Genomic DNA, 20,301 nt, shown 5'->3' with positions numbered 1-20,301 from the left:
CGTAAGCCACGAGATCGTCCTATCCGATCTTGAGGTGAGACCCCGGCGGGTGCTGCTAACACCCGGCCGGGGTTGTTTCTTGTCGCGAACGCTAGAGGGTCGCGACGGCGCGTCGCGACCTGATCACAAAAAGTCACATGCGGGGGTGTGTACGGCCGTTGGCGCGCGGGAAGGGCGGGAGGGTGGATTGAGTCCTACCGGCCCATTCCTTGAAAAAGGCGCTCGGATCTCGCGACCCGAAGCCCGAGGCTCAAGCTTCGCGGGAGGCGTACGCGAGGAACGCGGCCCAGGCGTCGGCGGGCACCACGAAGCGAGGGCTCCGAGCCCCGGGCTTCGAGTCACGGACGTGGACGGTGCGGGGCGGACGGCGACGCCGCCCTCATCCCACCGAACGGCGGAGAACCACACGCACGGGCCTTCGCTCACTGCTGATCGATGTCGGCTTCGGGCTGCTCTTCCTTGTCCGCCGCACCCGTCGCCGCCGACGTTTCCAGTCGGACCCCATGGCGCACGCACCAGATCGCCACCAGCGACCCCAGCATGGCGGGCAGGAACCACACGAGCGTCCACGGCCCGCCGAGCACCGCGCCCGCCACGGCTGATCCGTACACCAGTACGGCCAAGGCGTAAACCGCGGCCAACTCCGCCCTCGCTCGCCCCTCCGTAGTCCGCCGCCCCGCCATCGAAACCGTGCTCTCCCCATACTCCTGTGCGCGCCTGTCGCGCCGCGCCCTGTGGTCAGCGGGCGCAAGTCGGTCGACTTTGATCCCAGCACGCGGCGCGGGACCCAGGAAGTGAGATCTTCACGTCTCTACAGCCAGCCGTGGCGTTCAGCGATGCGGACGGCGTCGACGAGGGTGCGTGCGTGGAGCTTGCCGACAGCGGAGGAGAGCCGGTTGCGCACCGTGCCCACGCTCAGGAAGAGTTCGGCGGCGATCTCGCGGGCGTGCGCACCCGAGGACGCCAGCCGCAACACCTCGGTCTCCCGCTCGGTCAGGGGGCTGGCCTCGTCGATCCGGCCGCCCCGCATCCGCGGGTCGATCACTCGCCCGCCGGCTGCGACCCGGCGAATCGCGTCCGCGGTCTCGGCGGGGGTCGCGCTCTTGAGGAGATAGCCGGAGGCTCCCGCGCCCATGGCACGGCCCAGATGCCCGGGCCGGTCCAGCGCCGTGAGCATCAAGGTGCGGCAGTCAGGCAGCCGTTCGGCGATCGCGGCGGCGACGGCGATGCCGTCCATGCCGGGCAGATCGATGTCGACGAGGGCCACATCGGGCCGAAGCCGCTCGGCCTCGGCCAGCGCGGCCTCGCCGTCGGCGGCCTGGCCGACGACCTGTATCCCCAACTCGCCCGAGAGCAGCGCCACCAGCCCGGACCGCACGACGGCGTGGTCCTCGACCACCAGCACTCCGATCACCCGCTGATTATCCCCAGCAGGCTGGACCGGGATCGCCACCGGTCCAGCCGACGCACCGTGGGACCCGCTCGCCCCACGCACAGCACCAGGTGCCCGGCACCGCCATCACTTCTCGAGCCGGGCTTTACTGAGCACGACACCGAGAATCATGACGGCGAAGACCACCGCTCCCTTGTAAGGGAAATCATGTGCCAGAACGCCGAGTTGGATGAGGACGTGGAGGAGCACCACTCCCAAGGCGCACCACCCCAGGCCGTGAAGCAACAGCCTGAGAGACACCTCACGCACGGAAGACCTCGTTTCCTCGTTCACACGGAACACGCATGACGGGCTCCCTACCGGGATCCGTTGTCACCGCCGGCACTTGCCGCCGGGGCTCCCCCTGTGATTCCTCTTTGCGCCGCGAACTCTCTGGAGATGCCTTTGAACACATGAAGTATTGGTGCCGTTTCCTCTCCCGGCGCAGCCCGTACCCCAGTCACCGGAATTCGCCGGTTGAATCCGGCCGAACTGCGAGGCGGCAGATCATGTGTACCTTTCTTCGGCTGTCATCTCCGAAAGGGTCTTCGGGACCTCTTCGATGCTCCAGTCCTTGCCGCCGTCGGCCAGTCCGTGCGACGTGTAGGCACCGAAGGGATCGCTGTGTGTGAGGATTTCGTGTGCCGCTTGAGCCGCGCTGTTCAACTCTGCGGCACAGTCGGACATGTCGAGCTCCCTCAGTCTCTGGTCGACGTATGCGAACCAGGCCCTCCGGTCCGACACCACGAAATCCCAGCGGCCTGTGATGCTGATGCGCTCCGCCGCGTCCGGAATTTCTTCGACATCGCTTTCGCCGTCTACATACTCCTCGTCACCGAATACGTCGGAGAACGGACTGCCCCAGCCCGAGGAATCGAACGTCTCGCTGGAGTAGCGCACCGCCGCGAGCCGCACCTTTTCGATGACGTCAACGGCCCGCTCGGGCGAGACGTCCTGCCCGGACATGACCTCCGCATGCTCGGTCAGAGCTGCCACGAGATCGTTCAACGCGTCGGTAATACTCATGGTGTTCTGCTGTCTCTCGTCTGTTTCTGTATGAGTGATGAGGCCGGAGGGCCCGGTCGAAGGAAACGGCCGGGCCCTCCTCAACACTGTCCCGTCACCAGTTGTAGTGGCGGGTGTGCGAGATTCTTCCTTGTTTGTTGAAGTAATCGACATGGACGTGGTTGCCCGACGAGCACACGCCACGGTACCGGCAGCGCCCGCCCACGCGGGCGTCGCGCTTGGCGGCATCTATGGCGGCTTGCTTCGACTTGTACTTCGTCGGCGTGCGCAGGTCACTCCACCCCCGCTTCTTGGGGATCCGACGAGCGCAGTTGTGGACGAGCGCCGACTGGCCGTCGGCTGCCACGAAGTAGGTGTGGCTTCCGGCGACGGTCAGGTTGTAGACGGTGCGGATCTCCTGTGTGCGGCTGGTGGCGGTGATCGTGGGGACCGGCCCTCGCGGGTTCATCAAGCGTTCCCCAGGGCGCAACTCGGACGCGTCGACCCAGCCTCGGCCCTGAGCGTAGAAGGGGTGGCCAGCCGTAGCTGTGATCTTCTGGGAACGCCCGTCGCCGTCGGCGTCCACGGACAGGGTGACCAGGTCCTTGGTCCCGTCACCGATGATGACATCAGCAACGGGGGAAACGGTGAGCTCGCCCGTCACCTCGTCCGCCGCGAACACGTGATCACCGATCTTCACCTCGCTGATGGGCTTGGTGCTCCCATCGGCCATGACGATCGGGGTCTCGGGAAGGAAGGAGTTGCGGCGGCAGGTGCGTGCGATGGTCCGTGCGGCGCGGATGGCCCGGTAGCCGCGGTAGGCGCGGTAGCCCCAGGCGGCGGCCCCGAGGCCGGGGATGAAGCCGGCTGCAGTGAGAGCAATGTCCCACTTGTTGCGCCAGGCCCAGCTCTTGGTCTTCTTGAACGCCTTCTTCCAGCTCCACTTGCCGTCGAGGTCGGTGCAGTTGACAGGGTCGGCGGTGCAGTACTCGTAGGCGTTGGCGTTGCCGCCCTGGACGGGGTCGACGGACAGGAAGCGGCCGGTGGCCGGGTTGTACTGGCGTACGCCCATGAGGGTGTAGCCGGCGACGGTCTCGCTGGAGCGCTGCTTGCCGCCGAGCCAGCCGTAGCGGACGGCGTTCTGGTTGCTGCGCGGGTTGCCGTACTCGTCGGTGTCCAGGACGATCGGGGACTCTCCCGCGTTGAGGGGGAGCTGCAGGGCAATGTCGCCGTGGATGTCGCTGAACTGGAGCACGGTGTCGCCAGTGGCGCTGGTGATCGCACCGAGGTCTCCGGAGAGGGAATCCACGTTGCGGGTCAGGGCACCGGTGGCGGTGTTCTCGATGATCCAGCGGGGGTTGTCGTTGTCGCCGTCGTAGTGGTTGCGCTTGTTCTCCGTCGGCGACCAGGTGCCCCCGCTGTTGGTCTCCACCGTCCAGGAGCGGAAGCGCAGGTTGGCGTCGAGCTGCCAGGTCTGGCGCTTGTTGTTCGCGGTCTGCTGGTGGGCGAGGTCGTTGGCGTAGTAGCCGACGCTCACCCCGCCGGGCAGGGCGGTGGTGCGGCCGAACGCGTCGTAGGCGTAGCCGCTGTCGGTGATGCGGTCGGCGCTGTCGTAGGTGTGGGTCTTGGCAGTGCCTCCGGTGAGGGGACAGTCCTGGCCGGGAGCCGAGGCAGCAGTGGTCACCGAGGTGCGGTTGCTGTGCTTGTCGAAACCGTAGACCCGGCGGGTACAGACGGTCTCCACGGTGTCCTCGACGGTGGTGAGGCGGCCGATCGCGTCGTAGTGGTAGGTCTGGTCGGACCATCCGGCGTGCGTGATGGTCTGGCCGTGGACGGACTCGGTGACCGCGTCGGACATCACGACGGTTCCGTCGCTGTCACGGGTATAGGTACGGTCGACCGGAGAGCCGGTGGTGTCCTCGGTGACGGTGAGGGTGTAGCCGCCGGGCAGCTTCTCGGTGGCCACCGAGCCGTCGGCGTCGTAGGTGGCGAAGAGGGAGCCGGCGACCGAGTCGGTGGTTTTCGTGGCCAGGCCGCGCGGCTCGGCGGTGTGATCGTAGGTGTAGGTGACGGTGGACGGGACTGTATCGGTGATCTTGACCGGGCGGTCGAGCAGGTCGTACTCGGTGCTGGTCCTTCCGCCGTCGGCGTCGGTGTAGGAGATGAGGCGGCCGAGCTTGTCGTGGACCCGGGTGATGGTTCCGCCGGTGGCGGAAACGGTCCTTGCCTCCTTGCCGGTGGCCGGATCGTACTCGGTGGTGACCTCCGGCACCGCCTGTCCTACCCCGCCGGTGACCTTCACCGTGGTCGGGCGACCGGCGTTGTCGTAGGACGTGGTGGTAGTGCGGGTGACGCCGTTGGCAGTCTCGGTGTTCCTGGCCGAGTTGCCCCACCAGTCGTACTCGGTGATGGTGGTCGGCAGCTGCGCCGGGTGGGAGCCACCGCCGGTGATCGCTCCGCCCGGTCCGACCGAGCAGACCAAGTCGGCCCACTCGGGCCGCCCGGCGCAGGTGCCGGTGCCGGTGGCGGACCAGTAGGTGGTGACGACCGTGCCGGCGTCCGTTCCGGTGCTGCCGGTGTTCATGGTCTTGACGACCCGGCCCTGGGCGTCGTACTCGGTCTTGGTGGTGATGGCCAAGCCGCCCGGGTCCTGAATGGACTGGGTCGGCAGGCCTCTGGCCCAGTCGTACGCTGTCTGGGCGGTCCGGGTCTCCGCTTGGACGGACGGGTACTCGCGCACCTGCGCACCCTTGGTGACCTTGGTGACCTGATCCCTGACCTTGGCGGTGCCGTCGGTCGGCCGCCCGGCGTCGTACTCGTTGATCGTCCAGCTGCGGGCGGTCACCGAGGCACCCGCAGGCACCATGGTGGTGGTGCCAGACTTCAGGTCTGCGGTGAGTTCGACCCGGCGCAGCGGGCCGAACTCCTCCAGTTCCCGGGTCCCGGCCTCGTTGTAGACGGACCGGGTGGCCAGCAGGTCCGCGCGCTCCACCGCAGTCAGCTGGGCGATGCCCAGGTCGGCCTGGACAGCCCGGTCGCCGGCCGTCAGTCCGAGGGCGACGGCCCGGTTGGCGGCCGACAGCTCACGGACGGTGTTGCCGAAGCGGTCGTATTCGGTGGTGGTGATGTGTCCGCCCGGAGTGGCGGAGTTTACCTCGCGGCCGGATACGCCCAGGTAGTGCACCTCGGCCCGCCGGTAGGCGGCCGCGGTCAGCGAGCCGCCGGAGTGCGAGGACGGCACAGCGTCGGCCGGGAGGACCGCGGTCGCGTCCGTCGGCGCGTCGAGCTGACCCCAGGCCTTCACGTCCGACGCGCCCATCTTGTTCGGGGCGACGGTGCCGGTCAGCGGCACGTCGTAGACGAGGCTGGTGGTGGCCGTGCCCTCCTCGACATCGGCGGTGCCCTGTTTCAGTCCCGCGCGGGTGGCCTTGAGCAGCATGCCGTCACCAGCGGTGGCGGCGTTGCCCGCCTTGCCGTAGGTGAAGGTCCAGGGCAGTTCGCCGGGCGGGGTGAACCTGATGACACGCCCCGCGCTGTCGTAGTCGTACTTTGTCTTGAGCGCGGGAGAGATGCGCGGGTTCCAGGTCTCGCGCAGCCGTCCCTGCGTGTCGTATGCATACGACTGGATGGACAGGACCTTGGAGCTGGCCGCGCCGGGCTCGGTGGCCCACAGGCGGATGGCCTTGACCCGGCCCACCACATCACCGAACTCGGTATCCGTGGCCGTGGTGGTCAGCGGGTACAGGTACTCCAGGACCCGGCAGCCCTTGGTCGCCGGATCGGCGGCGCAGTCCGCGGTGGTCACGGCCGAGGTGGGCGCGATGACCCATTTGGGCCGGGCGACGGCATTGCCGTTGTAGGTGGTCTTCTGTGAGATCACCGTGGTGGTGGAGTTGGACAGCCCGTCCAGCAGGGTGCTGGAGACCTGCCAGGTCGGCACGGCCGGGTCGGGTTTGGTGAACTCGGTGACCGTGCCCTCGGTGTCGGAGAGCGTGAAGCTGCCGCCCACGCTGCCCTTGAGAGTCAGGTCCTCTGAACCCGGCTCCGGAATCCAGCCCGTCCTGGCCGCGTTCGCGGTGAAGTGCGTCTCCTCACCATCGGAGCCGACCACGGCCACGGCCGTGTCCGAGATCTTTCGGATGTGGGAGTAGTCGGAGTCCGTCAGCTCGGCGGTGGTGCCCGACACCCACTCCTTGCCGAAGATCGGCGCCTGTCCTTCCTGGGTGGCGCCCTTGTCCGGAATGCGGGAGGAGGCGGTACGGGTGACGGACATGTCGAACGCGGAGGCGTCCGTGGCCGACAGGGTGAAGTCGCCGGTCAGCATGTTCACCGTGCCGGGGCCCACACCCTGGCTCGCGGCGCCGTCGGCATTGCGGTCGACGACGACGGTCAGCGGCTCGGTGCTGCCGGAGGCGTTGCCCGGGCCGGTGAAGTCGGCCTTGACCTGGACGGTGCCGTCGGGGTCGACGGTGTCGGTGGCGTTCCAGACGAGCGGGACGTTCTTGCCGCCTGTCAGCGTCACGGGCCAGGCGGTCAGCGGGGCGCCGCCGGAGGTGACGTGGCCGGTGGGGATCTTTACCCACTCGTCGGCCTCGGAGCGGCGCCAGGAAAAGGACACCGCGTCGTACTTGGTGCCGTCGGCCTCCGCGACGAGGGGCAGGCGGCGGGCGGTGCGTTCGCCGTCGTTGGGCTGGACGAACCCGCCGGGGCCGGCGTGGAAGGTGTACTCGGCCGCCTCGGACTTGTTGTCGGCCTTGTCCACGGCCCGCACCTGCAGGGTGTGGGTGCCGTCCTTGGGCGGGGCGATGGAGATCGCCTTGTTCGCACTGGAGCCGCTGGTGGTCACCTTGGTCCAGGCGACGCCGTCCAGCGACCACTCCAGCCAGTTGTGGTCACCGCCGGCGGGCGGGGTGACGGTGAAGGTGCCGGCCTGGCCGGTGCCCTTCACCCACTGACCGGTGGGATAGTCCGTGGACGTGATCTTCGTCGGGGCGGACGGCGCCTTGGTGTCGACCGTGAACGTCTTCCAGGCCGACCAGCCGGTGTTGTAGTGCGTGCCGTCGTAGGGGCTGGTGCGGAACTTGTACGTCTTGCCGTCCGCGAGCACACCGGCCGGCACGGTCACGGACGTGACCTTCCCGGAGTTCACCCACGGCGACACCAGGACGTTGCCGACCTGGGTGTCGGTGGCGTTGTCGTAGATCTGGAAAGTGCCGTTGACCTTGTCACCGTTCGCGTCGACGAAGGTGTCCCGCAGGGTCGGGGTGGTGGTGTTGACGACGTAGTCGCCGCCGTAGGAGAAGTACGGCGGGCCGGCCTCCTGCTTGGTGCCGGTGCGCGGCCGGTAGTTGTAGGTGACCACCAGCTTCGGCGGGTTCGTGGCGGCGTTGGCGGAGCGGACCTGCTTCCACTGGGCGGTGGAGGCCGACGGGGCGCGCAGGCCCATGTGGGAGCGGGTGTTCTTCGCGGACGCCCACTTCTGGACGAGGCTCGTCACATCGGCGTTGATCCAGCCGTCGCCGCCGCAGTTGTCGCGGCCCTTGGTCTCGGTGGAGCTCGCGTACTGCTGAACCCAGGTCGGCTGGGTGCCCCACCGGGTGGAGGTGGAGGGGGCGCCGGTCTCCCAGACGGTCCAGGCGGCGCCGGCGCAGTCGGTGTTGCCCGAGTGGGTGTTGTACAGGCTGAGCTTGGCGCTGGAGACGAGGGCGTCCCGGACGGGCGTGGTGTCCCAGGTGATGAAGGACCGGGCGTAGCGGCTGGAGCCGTCGGGGTTGGTGGTGCCCGGGTTGCCGAGCCAGAGCTCGGTGCCGGTCGACTTGTCGGTGGTCTCGCCCTCCTGGACGTAGGTGTCGAAGACGTTGGACAGCGAGGAGGTGGACGGGTCGATGGTGACCGGGTACTTGGTGTCCGGGTCGGTGAGGAAGTCCGCGTCCGGAGTGATCACCAGGTCGACGGAGGCGCCCTTCTGGACCACCTTCATGCCGACCCTGGCCGTGCGGGTGTGCTCGCCGGAGCGCTCGTCGACGGTGGCGTCCCACATCACCGGCGCGGGCATGACGGCCCGTTTCTTGTTCTTCTTGTCGGTGAACAGCACGCTGCCGTCAGCGAGTTGCTTCGCCTTCAGGCCCTTGGCCTTCAGCGGCAGCGTGTAGGAGTAGTCTCCGGTCTCGGGGCGCTGCTTGAGCTCGACGTACTGCTCGAAGCCGGTCCGGGTGGCCTCCACGACCACGTCCGCGCCGGGGACGGCGTTGACGTACTCCGCCCGGGTGCCGTCCAGCTTCGGCTGGGGCAGGCCGCCCTTCCACTGCAGGGTGATCTGCTGATCGCCCTCGCCCAAGGTCACCAGGTCGGTGGCCTTTGCCTGCTGAGCGGCCTTCAGCGACTTCGCCGGGGTCCCGGACTTGCCCGCCAGGCGCAGCCCGCCCGGGTGCCCTATGGGCTCGACCGTCCCGTCGGCCTCCCGGACGAGGTCCAGGTCGACCTCGCGCCACTCTCCCGTGGCCTCGTCCGTGAACCGAACGGGCCCGGCGGTGAGCTCCGTGGTGAGCGAGCCGTCCTTGTTCACCCAGGTCGTGGAGGTCTCGGTACGTTCGGACAGCGCCTCGACCCGCTTGCCGTACAGCCGGGCCGCGACCTTCGCCGAAGGGATGTCCGCGGCGGTATCGGGTCCCTTGGGTGTACTCTTGCCCGCTGTCTGCTGGGTCTCCTCCCGGTTGAGTGCCACCGCCTGGCCGGTGGTGGCGACCACTACTGCCGTCTCCGCCGCAAGCACCATCGCGGTCAGGGCCGCGATCCGGGGCAGCAGCCGTCTGCGTCTCCGCAAGACGACGGCCGACCCCTCCCACTCGTCGGTGGGTCGTATTCGTTCTGACACGTTCAGTAACCCCTTGTTGTTGTGGGCATGAAGCAGTCGTGATCAAAACAGGGACGCCGCAGCCGAGGAAGTGAGGAGTTCACGAGTTGCGAAGACCTTGTGAAGCGACCGAAGGCGCAGGTCAAAGCCCCGCGGGACGCTCAAGCGGCTCCGATCACCACCTGGGCGGGGTCATAATCGACTGAAGATGATCAAGGTAGAAGCGGGTCGAGGAAGCGGAGCGGGACAGTGAGCGGCGTGACGGCTCCGCCAGGAACGAGGGTCGCGTTCGGCGCGTTGGTCGTGCTGGTGGTCGGTTCACTGGGGCTGGTGGCGCTGGATGTCGCCGCGTCGCCGTTCCACAGGCGCACCGTCGCCGCCGGTCTGACCGTGTTGGTGCTGACACCCGCTGTTCTGCTCGGCCAGTACGCACCCCCGCCCTACCGGCTGCCGTACCGCTGGAGATGGGGTCTGCTGCTGGTGCAGGCCGCGCTCACCTACATGCCGTTGGTGGTCTTCCAGCACCGGTGGTTCACTCTGCTCGGCTTTCTGGCCGGCGCCGTGCTGCTCAGCTTGCCTCCCACCAACTCCGTTCCTGCCGCTCTGGCCGTCATCGCCAGCGGGCCGCTGCTCATCCACATGGGTGTGGTCGACAGCAGTCGCGGTTCACTGGCCGTTCTGCTCGGTGCGGCGATCACGGCGAGCACCGTCTTCGCGGTCGTCCATCTCGCTCTGCTTTCCTCCCGGTTGTACGGCAGCAAGGAACAGACGGCCCGGCTCGCCGAGCAGCGTGCCCGAGCGCGGATGCGCCGGGACCTGCACGATCTGGTGGGCTCGTCACTGGTCGCCATCGTGGTGCGGGCGGAGCACGCCCTGCGGGCGGGCGCTCTCGCCGAATCCGCCCGGGCGGCACTCACCGAGGTCATCGAGCTGGCCCGGCGGGCGCAGGAGGACGTGCGGCGCATCAGCATCTCCGAGGCGACCTTCTCGCTGGCCGATGAGTTCGCCCATGTGCAGCGACTGCTGACCGCTTCCGGGATAGGGGTTCACGCCTCGCTGCCACCGCGTCTCGAACTGAACGACGCGGTGGCGGAGTGTCTGCGGTCGGTGCTCCATGAGACGGTGGGCAACGTGCTGGAACACAGCCGTGCCAAGTTCTGCGAGATCGAACTGCGCACCGGCGCGGACGACGTCCGGCTGACTGTCCGCAACGACGGTGTCGCCGCCGGCTCGGCGCCATCCTCCGCCCCGACGTCCGGGCGCCGCGGCACGGGCCTCGCCGGGCTCAGGGGCCGGGTCGTCGCGCTCGGCGGAACACTGCACGCCGGGCCGGAGGACCACAACTTCTCCGTGACGGCGGTTCTGCCACTGGGCTGACGTGGCCGCACGTCGCCCCCGGGGCTCAGGCCTCGCGGGCGGCGTATACGAGGAACGCGCTCCAGGCGTCGGCAGGCACCGCGAAGCGGGGACTCCGAGTGCCCAGCTTCGAGTCACGGACGTGGACGGTGCGGGGGCAGACGGCGACTTCGAGGCATTCACCGCCGCCGGTGCTGCTGTAGCTGGACTTGAACCACATCAGCTCGGTGGACATAGCTCCTCCGCCAACTTCTCGATGAAGCGCGCCGACTCGTCAGGACTGAGCGCCTTCCGAAGAATCATCGCATGGCGCTGGACAACAGTACTGACCTTATCCGGGTCGGCGTACAGCCTCGCCGTCGCTTGCCCCTCCTCGTAAACCAGGGTGTCGTGGTCAGCCGTCTCCAGCAGCACGAAGGGTCCATCGAGCTCAGGGCCGGCCCCCGCGAACGTCAGCACCTGAATCGTCACGTTGCGGGCCCTGCCGACCTCCACCAGTCGGCGTAGTTGCTCCCGATGCGCCTCTACACCACCCACCTGGTTGCGCAACGCGAGTTCGCCGATGACGAAGTTGAAGGCCTTGGAGCGCTGCTCAAGCAACGACTGTCTCTCCAGGCGTCCCGCGACCCGCTCTTCGAGCGTCTCGTCATCCAGCGGAGGAAAGTGCGTGTGGAGGTAAGCCCTGATCGTCTCCTCGCTCTGCAACAGCCCTGGGATCAAAAGCGGTTGGTAAGAACTCAGCACGACTGCCTCAGCCTCGTACTGCATGTAGTCCTCGACGTACGACAGATAGCGCTCCGGCTTCAGGAACTCGTGCCCCGCCAGCAACTTCCCTCGCGCCCCGCACAGTTGGTCCGCGGTCTGCAACAACCTGAGCGTCGGCCGGCGCCGCCCGCACTCCATCGACTTGACGTACTCGTAGTCGTACCCGGCCTCGTCGGCCAGGGCCTGTCGGCTGACCTGTGCCTCCTCGCGCCACAACTTGATCTGCCCACCGCAGTAACGCCAGTTCTGCTGCGCCTGCTGCGACTCCCCGGAAGCCACGCGCCCTCACCCGCCTCCCGCACCGACGCACCGCGCGTACAAGCACGCTGCGTACCCGACCCGTTACTCCCGAGGCTAAACACAGGCCACCACTCTTATCCCGCCCAACGACGGAGAATCACACGCAAGGAACCACCCCCATGCCGACACCGCCCCACCACTCCCCCACCGCACTCCCCCAGGACATCGAATTCCGCCTCCCCCGCCACGCCCGCAGTGTGGGCCGCGCCCGTGCGCTCCTGCGCGAACAGGCAACGTCCTGGAAACTCCCCGACGAGGTGACGGAGACGGCGGTACTCCTGCTCAGTGAGCTGATGACGAACGCCTACCGTCATGCCAAGGTCTCCCCCGGCCGCGAGATCCGGGCACGCTGCGTCCTGGACGGCAACGGCCGCCTCCGTATCTCGGTCACGGACGCGAACAACGCCCTGCCCACGCCCCGCGAGGCGGCGTCGGAGGACGAGTCCGGCCGGGGCCTCGCCCTGGTGGAGACCCTGGCGGACGACTGGGGCGCCGAACCCCGCCCCGGCGGCATCGGCAAGACGGTCTGGTTCGAGCTCCGTAACGGTCAGTGCTCGATGTACAATACTTCCCCTGAATGATGAGCTGTTATGTACATCCGGGAGGGCCCGGTGTCACTCACCCACATCGATATCGACGACGAAGCCCTGGACACGGCGAAGCGCCTGGGCGGGCACCGGACCAAGACGGCCGCCGTCGCGGCGGCGCTTGAGATGTACAACAAGCGTCTGACTCGCGACGCCGCCTATGACAAGTACTTCGAGATGGCCCGGGGCTGGGACGTCGAGGCGGCCGAAGAGGCACATCGAGCGGACAAGGACGCGGCACGCCGGTGATGCGCTACCTGCTCGACTCGTCGGCGCTGTGGCGCCTGCTCCGGAACCGCGACCTGCATGAAGCATGGCGGCCGGTGGTCGCGGACGGCTACGTGCTCTCGTGCTCTCCACAGCGGGCCGAGTTCCTTCGGTCCGCACGCGATGCCAAGGAGTACAGGGCGTTCAGCGACATGTTCGCCGATCTCTACGACGACGTTCCCGTGCCCAAGAGCGCGTGCCTGTGGATCGGTGCTCTTCAACAACGGGCGGCAGATCAAGGGGCACACAGGGCTCTGTCTGTCGTCGACCTCCAGATCTGTGCGACGGCGGCCCACCATGGGCTCGTCGTCCTCCATGACGACGCCGATTTCGTGACGGCGGCCCGGTTCGCGGTGGAACTGAGCCAGCACAATGTCCATGACGGTCCTCGCGCCTGACTGACCGCACCCGATGTGTCCAGCCAGGCGTACGACGAGAAAGGCCCCGCCGCTCGGGAGCGACGGGGCCTTGCCCACATGGGATGAGTGGAGATGGCGGGAATCGAACCCGCGTCCAACGGTGCGGAACCAGGGCTTCTCCGTGTGCAGTCCGCTTCGCTTTTCTCAGCCCCGGAGATCATGCGGACAAGTCTCCGACGGGCTCAGTCACTGTTTGGTTTCCCTCTTCACCCCGTGACCGGGATCAAGGTTTAGTCCCCTAGTCGATGCCAGGATCCGGGTCGGGAACTTCCCCGGGCTGACACTCCCTTTAGTAGGAGGCTCGCTCGCGCTGCCTATCAGGCAGCGAGGGCGAAGGCCTGCTGGGAGGAATCGCGCTTGGTGTTGGCGATTATTTTTTTCGGCCTGTGGTTTACGAGATCATGGCCGCTTCCTCGACACGCTTCCCCTGCTTCGACAGCCGCTGTCGAAACCGATCATCCCCATGTTGATTTTTCAAACCCCTCCAGGAGGGGCCTCGTGCACCGGCCTCGCGGTGCTGGTGCCATCGTACGTGACCAACGCCCGCCGATGCCACCGTATTCCCGCCGGTCACCCGGTCGCGGTACCGGGTTCAACCCCGTCGGGTGCCGGAACATTCCCGGCAGGCCGCACCGGGCCCTACGCCCGCTGCCGGCGCCGTACCGCCGCCATCGCGCGGTCGGCCTCGCGGCGGTCCTGCTTCTCGCGCAGCGTCTGCCGCTTGTCGTACTCCTTCTTGCCCTTCGCCAGCGCGATCTCGATCTTGGCCCGGCCGTCCTTGAAGTACAGGGCCAGCGGCACGATCGTGTGGCCCGTCTCCTGGGACTTCGCCTCCAGCTTGTCGATCTCCTCGCGGTGCAGCAGCAGCTTCCGCTTGCGGCGGGCGCTGTGGTTGGTCCAGGTGCCCTGGCTGTACTCGGGCACGTGCACGTTGTGCAGCCACGCCTCGTTTCCGTCCAGCTGCACGAAGCCGTCGGCCAGCGAGGCCCGTCCCTGACGCAGCGACTTCACCTCTGTCCCCATGAGCACCAGACCGGCCTCGTAGGTGTCGAGGATGTGGTAGTCGTGCCGCGCCTTCTTGTTCTGCGCGATCAGCTTGCGCCCTTTTTCCTTAGCCATAGTGCAGCCCATTTTCGCACTATGGAGGGGGTGGTCGGGAAGCGTATAAAGCGTGCCTGCCGCGCCTGCCGTGTCCGCCGTGCCTGGCCGTGCCTACGACGGGTCGCCCAGGCCCGTCAGGACCGTCTCGGCCCGGTTCATCGCGTCCCTGCCCGCGTCCAGGTCCGGGGTGATGCCCCGGCCGTCCACGCCGTGGCCGCCGGGGGTGCGGTAGTGCCCGACCGTGAGCTCGGCGACGGAGCCGTCGGGCAGCCGGCTCGGCATCTGCACCGAGCCCTTGCCGAAGGTGCGCGAGCCCACGACGACCGCACGGCCGCGGTCCTGCAGGGCCCCGGTGAGCAGCTCGGCCGCGCTCATCGTGCCGCCGTCGACGAGCGCGACCAGGGGTCTGGCGGTGTCGCCGCCGGGGGCGGCGTGCAGGGCGCGCTGCTCGCCGTCGACGTCGTAGGTGGCGACCAGGCCGCCGTCGAGGAAGGCGGAGGCGGTGGTGACGGCCTCGGTGACCAGGCCGCCGGAGTTGCCGCGCAGGTCCAGGACGATCCCGGAGGCGGGCGGGGAGTGACGTACGGCGGTACGGACCTCGTCGCCCACGCCCTTGGTGAAGGCGGCGATCCTGATCACGGTCACGTGGTCGGCCGGCCGCCGTACCGTGACCGGCTCCGTGGACAGGCGGGCCCGGCGCAGGGTCGCGCTCCACGCGCGCGTGCCGCGCTGCAGGCCCAGGGTGACGGCGGTGCCGGCGGGCGCGTCGTCGGTGTCGCCGCGCAGTAAGGAGACGACCTCGGTGACCGGCAGGCCGTCCACCTTCTCGGCGTCGACGCTGCGCAGCCGGTCGCCCGCGCGGATTCCGGCGGCGGCCGCGGGCGAGCCCGCCCGCACCCGCGTCACCTCGATACGGCCGTCCCGCTCGCGCCGCGCGCACAGGCCGACGCCGGTGTACTGGCCGTCCAGGGCCTCCTGGAACTCCTCGTACTCACGGTGGGAGTAGACGGCGCCCCAACGGTCACCGCTGCGGCTGACGGCGCGTTCGGCGGCCTGCAGGGGGGACGTGCCGTCGGCCATGGCCTCGGCCGCCGCCCGGCTCACCTCCGCCTCGTGCCGGCCGCCCGCGGCAGCAGCGGCGGTAGCGGCCGAACCGGCCTGCTCCGCCTCGGACTTCCTCTCGTCGTGGCCGGGCAGGGAGCCCGTCGCCGCACCGGCCACCAGCACACCGACGAAGACGAAGGTCAGGGCGGCCCCGGCACGGCCGCGGCGGGGCTGACGGAACAGGTCACGACCTGACATGGCGGTGAGTCTAGACAACGCCTCGCGGCCGTACGGCCGGTTGGCCGTACGGTCCCCTTGGCATGCGTCACACCTTCAGGTACTTGCGCAGCGCGAAGAAGGCTGCCAACGCGGGCATCAGCAGACTCGTCGCGAGGATGAGCGGCAACTTCGTCAGGACCGCGTCCCAGCCGATGAAGTTGATCAGGTTCAGCTTCTGCGACAGGGCGAGACCGTTGTCGATGATGAAGTACCGCGCGAGCACCAGGAATCCACAGGCGACCGTGCCGCCGATCAGTCCGGCGACCGCCGCCTCCATGATGAACGGCGCCTGGATGTAGAAGCCGGAGGCGCCCACCAGGCGCATGATCCCCGTCTCGCGCCGGCGGCTGAACGCCGACACGCGCACGGTGTTGACGATCAGCATCAGCGCCACGACGAGCATCAGCGACATCACCGCGCGCGCGGCCCAGTTCATGCCGTTCAGCAGTCCGAAGAGGTTGTCCAGGATGCCCTTCTGGTCCTGCACGGACTGCACGCCGTCACGGCCGTTGAAGGCGCTCGCGATGACCTTGTACTGCTCCGGGTTCTTCAGCTTGATCCGGTACGACTCCTGCATCTGGTCCGGCGTGATGGTGCCGGCCAGCGGGGAGTCCCCGAACTGCTCCTTGTAGTGCTTGTACGCCTCGTCCTGCGTCTCGTGGGTGACCTTCTGGACCACCGACATCTTGCCCAGGTCGGCGCGGATCGCCTTCTTCTGGTCCTCGGTGACCGCACCCTTGGCACAGTTGGGGTCGTTCTGGGCGTTGCTCTTGTTGCAGAGGAAGATCGAGACGTTGATCTTGTCATACCAGTAGCCCTTCATCTGGTTGACCTGGTCGCTCATCAGGAGCGACCCGCCGAACAGGGCCAGCGACAGGGCGACGGAGACGATGACGGCGAAGGTCATCGTCAGGTTGCGGCGGAGACCCACACCGATCTCCGACAGGACGAACTGGGCGCGCATGGCGTCTGGTCAAGCCTTTCCGTCGTGGACTTCGCTCAGTGCTGGTAGCCGTAGACGCCGCGCGCCTGGTCGCGCACGAGGCGACCCTTCTCCAGCTCGATGACGCGCTTGCGCATCTGGTCCACGATGTTCTGGTCGTGGGTCGCCATCAACACGGTGGTACCCGTCCGGTTGATGCGGTCGAGCAGCTTCATGATGCCGACGGAGGTCTGCGGGTCGAGGTTGCCGGTGGGCTCGTCGGCGATCAGCAGCAGGGGCCGGTTGACGAAGGCACGCGCGATGGCGACGCGCTGCTGCTCACCACCGGACAGCTCGCCCGGCCTGCGGTCCTCCTTGCCGCCGAGCCCGACGAGGTCGAGCACCTGCGGCACGGACTTGCGGATCTCGCCGCGCGACTTGCCGATGACCTCCTGCGCGAAGGCGACGTTCTCGGCGACCGTCTTGTTCGGCAGGAGGCGGAAGTCCTGGAACACCGTTCCCAGCTGGCGGCGCATCTGCGGCACCTTCCAGTTGGACAGGCGCGCGAGGTCCTTGCCCAGGACGTGCACCTGGCCGTGGCTGCACCGCTCCTCGCGGAGGATCAGCCGCAGGAAGGTGGACTTTCCGGAGCCGGAGGACCCCACGAGGAACACGAACTCGCCCTTCTCCACTTCCAGGGATACATCCCTGAGGGCTGGGCGGGTCTGCTTGGGGTAGACCTTGGAGACATTGTCGAATCGGATCACGGATGCACCACGGGTCGCCGGGGGTAGATGAGCGTGACCTTACGCGAACCGGGTAGGAGCGCGCAGTCGCCGGTCAGGGTTGGGGGTGGGTTGGGTGGGGGTTGTGCATTTTTGTACGGTGACTGCCCTCGGACAGCACTCCGCGCGCCGGTCGGGGGAACCTGGCATGGTGGACGGGGGAACACTCGCGCGTCCGTGAGCGTTGTACAAGTAAGAACCCGTGGTGCAAGGAGGGCGAGCGCATGACGTACGACCGGCTGGTGTGCGCGAACTGTGCGGCGCCCGTGACCGAGGGCCGGTGCCCCGTCTGCCGTGCGAGCCGCGAGCGGCTGCAGCAGGAGAACTTCTTCGCGGGGCTGAACCCGATGGCGCTGATCGCGCTGCTGGCGGTGCTGATCGCCGCGGTGGCGCTGCTGGCGCACCAGACGGCGTAGGGCGCGCGCACTGATTCGTACGAAGGGGCCCGGAGCTTGCCGCTCCGGGCCCCTTCGGTGTTCAGGGCGCACGTACGGTGCGTACGGTCGCCGCTACTGCTACTGCTGTCGGTACCGCTGACGCTGCCGTCAGGCGGCCGCGGCGCCGCGGCCGGCCATCAGGCGCGGCAGGAAGCGGAAGCCGACACCGCCGGCGATCATCGTCGCGGCGCCGACCAGCAGGAACGTGGTCTGGGCGGCACCGGTCTCGGCGAGCTCCTTGCCGTTGCCCTGGGGCGTGGCGTTCGAGGCGGAGCCGGTGTCGGTGAGCGCCGAGGAGCCCTCCTGCTGCGGGATGGTGTTGTTGCCACCGCCGTTGGGGGTGGTGCCACCGGTGGTGTCGCCACCGCCACCGCCGTTGCCGCCACCGCCGTTGCCACCGCCGCCGGGGTTGCCCGGATCGGGGTTGCCGTTGCCCGGATCGGGGTTGCCCTTGCCCGGGTCCGGGTTGCCGTTACCCGGGTCCGGGTTGCCGTTACCCGGGTCCGGGTTCGGGTCGGGGTTCGGGTCGGGGTTCGGGTCCGGGTCGGGGTCCGGGTCCGGGTCCGGGTCCGGGTCGGGGTTCGGGTCCGGGTCGGGGTTCGGGTCCGGGTCGGGGCAGAGCGGGTCGGCGCCGATGCTGCAGCTCGGGTCCGGCTCGACCGGGTCCGCGGAAGCGACGCCCGCCACCATCAGCGAAGCACCCGCGGCGATCACGGCACCGGCAGCTATGCGCGCGACGTGGATCCGCGTCTTCTTTGTCATGTAGTTGCTACCCCCAGTAGCTGATCGTTATTGAGGCCGCGCTCGGGGCAGTGATCGACGGAGGTAGCTGAAAGATGGAGCCCCCCGGTTCACATGCGCCCCGCAGAACGCATGCCGCGCTTCACCCTTCCCACAATTCAAAGCAACGTCAAGGCCGTTGCGCACGCGATGTCCGGGTACGGGCCCTTTGCCGGAGAGCGGCACCGCAAGTGTGACGCAAAACGCACGCAGCCGAGCATGAAAAAGGCAACTGCCGCACCCGTGACGGCAGTTGCCTTGCCGACAAAGCGTCCGCTTCGTCTTACTCGCCCTACTGCTCCCTCTGCTTGCGCCAGCGAATGCCGGCCTCCAGGAAGCCGTCGATCTCGCCGTTGAACACGGCATCGGGGTTGCCGACTTCGAACTCGGTGCGCAGGTCTTTGACCATCTGGTACGGGTGCAGGACGTACGAACGCATCTGGTTTCCCCAGGAGTTGCCGCCGTCGCCCTTGAGCGCGTCCATCTTGGCCTGCTCCTCCTGACGACGTCGCTCGAGCAGCTTGGCCTGGAGGACGTTCATCGCCGTGGCCTTGTTCTGGATCTGCGAGCGCTCGTTCTGGCAGGAGACCACGATGCCGGTGGGGATGTGGGTGATCCGCACGGCGGAGTCGGTGGTGTTGACGCCCTGGCCGCCGGGCCCGGAGGACCGGTAGACGTCGATGCGCAGGTCGGACTCGTCGATGTCGACGTGGTCGGACTGCTCGACGACGGGCAGGACCTCGACGCCGGCGAAGGAGGTCTGGCGGCGTCCCTGGTTGTCGAAGGGCGAGATCCGGACGAGCCGGTGGGTGCCCTGCTCGACGGAGAGGGTGCCGTAGGCGTACGGCACCTGCACGGCGAAGGTGGTCGACTTGATGCCGGCCTCCTCGGCGTACGACGTCTCGTAGACCTCGGTCTTGTAGCCGTGCTGCTCGGCCCAGCGCAGGTACATGCGCTGCAGCCGCTCGGCGAAGTCGGCGGCGTCGACGCCGCCGGCCTCGGCGCGGATGTTGACGAGCGCCTCACGGGCGTCGTACTCGCCGCTCAGGAGGGTCCGGACCTCCATCTCGTCCAGTGCCTTCCTGACCGCTTCGAGCTCGGCCTCGGCCTCGACACGGGTATCGGTGTCGTCCTCGGCCTCGGCGAGCTCGAAGAGCACACCCAGGTCGTCGATCCTGCCGCGCAGGGCCTCGGCCTTCCTGACCTCGGCCTGGAGGTGGGAGAGCCTACTGGTGATCTTCTGCGCCTCGTCCGGGTTGTCCCACAGGGAGGGCGCGGCTGCCTGCTCCTCGAGCACGGCGATGTCTGCCCTCATCTTGTCGAGGTCCAGAACGGACTCGATCGACTCCATGGTCGAGGAGAGGGACTTGAGCTCTTCGGATACATCGACGACTGCCACGCCCTCCAGCGTAACGGCTTCACCGACCGAGGAACGCCGGGCGGGCGGCCTCCGGGGGCCGGCTTTGCCCACTCGTCCACCCAACTCGGCCTCTTGAGAGGCGGGAGCGAGGGGAAGGTCCGAGGCGGGCGGGAGCAGATCGCCCTTGATACAGGGGGCCAGGCCCCGCCGGGACCGGGGGCGGAGCCCCAGGTCGGCTCTTTCTCCCTGCCGAGACCGGCAGGAGGGTGGGAAACCGGGGGAGCAGGGGGCGAAGCCGCCAGGGTGCAGAGGTCAAGCCCCGCAGGGGGCTCAGGGAGCGAAGCCCCGCCGGGGTACAGGGGCAGAGCCCCGCCGGGTCTGGGGGCGGACCCCAGGGACGGAACCTCTCCTCCCACCGAGACGGGCGGGCCCGGCGGGCCAAGCCGGGGCGCAGCCCCGAAACGGGGCCTGGGGCAGAGCCCCAGGGACGGAGACGCCCCGCCCCACGAAGACGTCAAGGCGTAGGCGGCGCCGACGGTCAGCGCGGTGATCGCGGCCTCGCCGATGCCGATGAGGACGTGCACGCCGACCATGGCGGTGGCGACCTTG

At 68.3% G+C, this 20,301-nt stretch carries 18 protein-coding genes, 1 other RNA gene and 1 pseudogene; 5 read left to right on the top strand and 15 right to left on the bottom strand.

The window, feature by feature from the left end; translation table 11 throughout:
- Positions 1-250: 250 nt before the first annotated feature.
- The 6 genes and pseudogenes from DEP02_RS34720 to DEP02_RS15495 form a co-directional block, all read right to left on the bottom strand.
- A pseudogene (locus DEP02_RS34720) lies at positions 251-343 on the bottom strand (DUF397 domain-containing protein); the annotation flags it as partial.
- Positions 344-422: 79 nt separating this feature from the next.
- Positions 423-596, bottom strand: a complete 174-nt coding sequence (locus DEP02_RS15520; protein WP_157977456.1) for a hypothetical protein — start codon at positions 594-596, stop codon at positions 423-425.
- A 215-nt stretch (positions 597-811) separates the two neighbouring features.
- Positions 812-1,414 (bottom strand): response regulator transcription factor, encoded by a 603-nt coding sequence (locus DEP02_RS15515; protein ID WP_112467913.1) that lies wholly within the window; start codon positions 1,412-1,414, stop codon positions 812-814.
- 105 nt (positions 1,415-1,519) lie between these two features.
- Positions 1,520-1,735 carry a hypothetical protein gene (locus tag DEP02_RS15510; protein ID WP_157977455.1) on the bottom strand — a complete coding sequence of 72 codons (216 nt, stop codon included), beginning with the start codon at positions 1,733-1,735 and terminating at the stop codon, positions 1,520-1,522.
- A 204-nt stretch (positions 1,736-1,939) separates the two neighbouring features.
- Complete coding sequence (locus tag DEP02_RS15505) at positions 1,940-2,458, bottom strand: hypothetical protein (protein WP_112467911.1); 519 nt, start codon at positions 2,456-2,458, stop codon at positions 1,940-1,942.
- Positions 2,459-2,552: 94 nt separating this feature from the next.
- Entirely contained in the window at positions 2,553-9,212 is a 6,660-nt protein-coding gene (locus tag DEP02_RS15495; protein ID WP_232839140.1) for a polymorphic toxin-type HINT domain-containing protein, read from the bottom strand.
- A gap of 336 nt (positions 9,213-9,548) precedes the next feature.
- Between DEP02_RS15495 and DEP02_RS15490 the strand changes: the two genes are divergently transcribed.
- A complete protein-coding gene (locus DEP02_RS15490) occupies positions 9,549-10,667 on the top strand; it encodes a sensor histidine kinase (protein WP_232839137.1) in 1,119 nt (372 codons plus the stop codon).
- A gap of 25 nt (positions 10,668-10,692) precedes the next feature.
- Here the strand turns inward: DEP02_RS15490 and DEP02_RS15485 are convergent, their stop codons facing one another.
- On the bottom strand, positions 10,693-10,881 hold the full coding sequence (locus DEP02_RS15485) for a DUF397 domain-containing protein (protein WP_112467908.1): 189 nt from the start codon (positions 10,879-10,881) through the stop codon (positions 10,693-10,695).
- Positions 10,866-11,690, bottom strand: coding sequence for a helix-turn-helix domain-containing protein (locus tag DEP02_RS15480; protein WP_112467907.1), 825 nt, complete (start codon positions 11,688-11,690; stop codon positions 10,866-10,868). Before DEP02_RS15480 ends, DEP02_RS15485 begins: the two co-directional genes overlap by 16 nt.
- 140 nt (positions 11,691-11,830) lie before the next feature.
- On the opposite strand from DEP02_RS15480, the gene DEP02_RS15475 reads away from it, so the two are divergent.
- From DEP02_RS15475 to DEP02_RS15465, 3 genes are read left to right on the top strand one after another with little or no spacing between them, the layout of a single operon-like run.
- The gene (locus tag DEP02_RS15475; protein WP_112467906.1) at positions 11,831-12,292 is read left to right on the top strand and encodes an ATP-binding protein; all 462 of its coding nucleotides are present in this window, start codon (positions 11,831-11,833) and stop codon (positions 12,290-12,292) included.
- A gap of 9 nt (positions 12,293-12,301) precedes the next feature.
- A complete protein-coding gene (locus DEP02_RS15470; RefSeq protein WP_232839136.1) occupies positions 12,302-12,547 on the top strand; it encodes a type II toxin-antitoxin system VapB family antitoxin in 246 nt (81 codons plus the stop codon).
- A complete protein-coding gene (locus DEP02_RS15465) occupies positions 12,547-12,963 on the top strand; it encodes a PIN domain-containing protein (protein WP_198668453.1) in 417 nt (138 codons plus the stop codon). The genes DEP02_RS15470 and DEP02_RS15465 overlap by 1 nt, the downstream gene beginning before the upstream one ends.
- A gap of 85 nt (positions 12,964-13,048) precedes the next feature.
- Here DEP02_RS15465 and ssrA read toward each other — a convergent pair.
- From ssrA to ftsE, 5 genes are all read right to left on the bottom strand, one after another.
- Positions 13,049-13,447: a transfer-messenger RNA gene (gene ssrA / locus DEP02_RS15460) on the bottom strand.
- A 176-nt stretch (positions 13,448-13,623) separates the two neighbouring features.
- The gene (gene smpB, locus DEP02_RS15455) at positions 13,624-14,103 is read right to left on the bottom strand and encodes an SsrA-binding protein SmpB (protein ID WP_112467904.1); all 480 of its coding nucleotides are present in this window, start codon (positions 14,101-14,103) and stop codon (positions 13,624-13,626) included.
- A gap of 93 nt (positions 14,104-14,196) precedes the next feature.
- Positions 14,197-15,387 carry a S41 family peptidase gene (locus DEP02_RS15450; protein ID WP_112467903.1) on the bottom strand — a complete coding sequence of 397 codons (1,191 nt, stop codon included), beginning with the start codon at positions 15,385-15,387 and terminating at the stop codon, positions 14,197-14,199.
- Positions 15,388-15,454: 67 nt separating this feature from the next.
- Positions 15,455-16,372: a permease-like cell division protein FtsX gene (gene ftsX, locus DEP02_RS15445; protein ID WP_112467902.1), complete on the bottom strand. Its 918-nt coding sequence runs from the start codon at positions 16,370-16,372 to the stop codon at positions 15,455-15,457.
- Between the two features lie 35 nt (positions 16,373-16,407).
- Complete coding sequence (ftsE, locus tag DEP02_RS15440) at positions 16,408-17,097, bottom strand: cell division ATP-binding protein FtsE (RefSeq protein ID WP_112467901.1); 690 nt, start codon at positions 17,095-17,097, stop codon at positions 16,408-16,410.
- A gap of 242 nt (positions 17,098-17,339) precedes the next feature.
- Here ftsE and DEP02_RS15435 point away from each other — a divergent pair, with 242 nt between their 5' ends.
- The gene (locus DEP02_RS15435; RefSeq protein WP_112467900.1) at positions 17,340-17,531 is read left to right on the top strand and encodes a hypothetical protein; all 192 of its coding nucleotides are present in this window, start codon (positions 17,340-17,342) and stop codon (positions 17,529-17,531) included.
- A gap of 129 nt (positions 17,532-17,660) precedes the next feature.
- Here the strand turns inward: DEP02_RS15435 and DEP02_RS33475 are convergent, their stop codons facing one another.
- Both DEP02_RS33475 and prfB read right to left on the bottom strand, forming a co-directional pair.
- Entirely contained in the window at positions 17,661-18,314 is a 654-nt protein-coding gene (locus tag DEP02_RS33475; protein WP_157977454.1) for an LPXTG cell wall anchor domain-containing protein, read from the bottom strand.
- 310 nt (positions 18,315-18,624) lie between these two features.
- Entirely contained in the window at positions 18,625-19,731 is a 1,107-nt protein-coding gene (gene prfB / locus DEP02_RS15425) for a peptide chain release factor 2 (RefSeq protein WP_112467898.1), read from the bottom strand.
- Between the last annotated feature and the right edge of the window lie 570 nt (positions 19,732-20,301).

The sequence above is a fragment of the Streptomyces triticisoli genome (assembly GCF_003270085.1).
In the GTDB taxonomy this organism is placed as follows: domain Bacteria; phylum Actinomycetota; class Actinomycetes; order Streptomycetales; family Streptomycetaceae; genus Streptomyces; species Streptomyces triticisoli.
The sequence above is the reverse complement of the archived record's forward strand: the minus strand, read 5'-3'. Positions and strand labels throughout refer to the sequence as shown.

Excerpts from the sequence above, each read along its gene's own strand:
- DEP02_RS15505 (WP_112467911.1), bottom strand. The coding sequence starts at position 2,458 with ATGAGTATTACCGACGCGTTGAACGATCTCGTGGCAGCTCTGACCGAG.
- DEP02_RS15495 (WP_232839140.1), bottom strand. The coding sequence starts at position 9,212 with ATGGTGCTTGCGGCGGAGACGGCAGTAGTGGTCGCCACCACCGGCCAG.
- DEP02_RS15485 (WP_112467908.1), bottom strand. The coding sequence starts at position 10,881 with ATGTCCACCGAGCTGATGTGGTTCAAGTCCAGCTACAGCAGCACCGGC.
- DEP02_RS15475 (WP_112467906.1), top strand. The coding sequence starts at position 11,831 with ATGCCGACACCGCCCCACCACTCCCCCACCGCACTCCCCCAGGACATC.
- DEP02_RS15470 (WP_232839136.1), top strand. The coding sequence starts at position 12,302 with ATGTACATCCGGGAGGGCCCGGTGTCACTCACCCACATCGATATCGAC.
- DEP02_RS15465 (WP_198668453.1), top strand. The coding sequence starts at position 12,547 with ATGCGCTACCTGCTCGACTCGTCGGCGCTGTGGCGCCTGCTCCGGAAC.
- smpB (WP_112467904.1), bottom strand. The coding sequence starts at position 14,103 with ATGGCTAAGGAAAAAGGGCGCAAGCTGATCGCGCAGAACAAGAAGGCG.
- DEP02_RS15450 (WP_112467903.1), bottom strand. The coding sequence starts at position 15,387 with ATGTCAGGTCGTGACCTGTTCCGTCAGCCCCGCCGCGGCCGTGCCGGG.
- ftsX (WP_112467902.1), bottom strand. The coding sequence starts at position 16,372 with ATGCGCGCCCAGTTCGTCCTGTCGGAGATCGGTGTGGGTCTCCGCCGC.
- DEP02_RS15435 (WP_112467900.1), top strand. The coding sequence starts at position 17,340 with ATGACGTACGACCGGCTGGTGTGCGCGAACTGTGCGGCGCCCGTGACC.
- DEP02_RS33475 (WP_157977454.1), bottom strand. The coding sequence starts at position 18,314 with ATGACAAAGAAGACGCGGATCCACGTCGCGCGCATAGCTGCCGGTGCC.